This is a genomic window from Bacteroides sp. 1_1_30, assembly GCF_020982715.1.
Lineage (GTDB): Bacteria > Bacteroidota > Bacteroidia > Bacteroidales > Bacteroidaceae > Bacteroides > Bacteroides xylanisolvens.
Genome location: NZ_JAJKHN010000219.1, coordinates 1 through 1,181, shown reverse-complemented (window position 1 = coordinate 1,181; position 1,181 = coordinate 1). Strand labels below are relative to the sequence as shown.

The following is a 1,181-nucleotide window of genomic DNA, read 5'->3' as shown; positions in this document are numbered from 1 at the left end:
ATCAAAAGGATGAAAGTTTTGTCCATTTACTATAATTGTTTCCTTTTTTCGACCTACTATATAAAGAATATTGTTATAATCAAAAAAGCCCAAATCTCCTGTACTTAACCAACCGTCTTTTAATACTTCATCTGTTGATTGTATGTCATTATAATAACCAGACATGACACAAGCGCCTTTTACTTGAATCTCTCCTAAATTTAAATTATTTTGAGGAATACCGTCTTTAACAATGCGTACTTGTAAGCCTGGTAATATTCTACCTGCACTAACAAATTCACAAAAATCTTGTTGTTTATCGACTAATTTGATAATCCCTTCATAGAACGCCTCTCTATTTATTCTTATATTTTTATTTCCATAACCCGGTAAACAGGAAGAAACAATCAATGTTGTTTCAGCCATTCCATATGAAGGGCGGAATGCATTTCGATTAAACCCAAGTTGAAAAAGGGGGGATAATCGGACGTATAAATTAGATGGAACCATTTCTGCTCCAATTGAAAGAGTCTTCACTTGAGATAAATCCAATTCTTTTATGTCATTAGATTGTTCTAACTTTTGAATTAACAAATCCAATCCTGAAGGTGTCGTACCGCCACAAATACTTACTTGATATTCGGAAATTTTCTTTAGAAAAATCAAAGGATCTCTTAAAAAGGAAAAAGGCTCTATTTTTATTTCTGTAATTTGGTTATACAAACAAACCAAATGATTTCCAAATAGACCATAATCATGAAAATATGGCATCCAGTGAATCAAAGTATCTTCAGTTGTAATTTCATCCGCAAGAGTTTTTATTTTCAAATTAGTTAAAATATTGTTAAAACTAAGCATGACTCCTTTGGGTGCCCCTGTACTTCCTGATGAAAACTGAATAACACATAAATCTTTACTATCTCTTTTAGGTATGTGTAAAGAATAATCTTGCAACAAATCCAATTGTTTCATAATATCTTCAACACACACAGCTTTATGAAATGAAGATTTATAATATTCAAATAGATTAATATCATTTGTTATAAGTGTAACTACACCTAATATATCAATTGCATTCTTTAGGCGTTCAAAAGCAATAGAGTTCTTATTACTGAATTGTACAGAAGGCATTAAAACGGGTATACAACCTGCCATAACACCTGTCTCTTATACACATCTCCGAGCCCACGAGACCATGGCTA

The 1,181-nt window shown here is 31.9% G+C and carries 1 protein-coding gene; it reads right to left on the bottom strand.

The annotated features are described in order from the left end of the window. The coding region (locus LPH68_RS26300; RefSeq protein WP_230297279.1) for an AMP-binding protein at positions 1-1,134 on the bottom strand (1,134 nt) is incomplete at its 3' end. Positions 1,135-1,181: the final 47 nt, after the last annotated feature.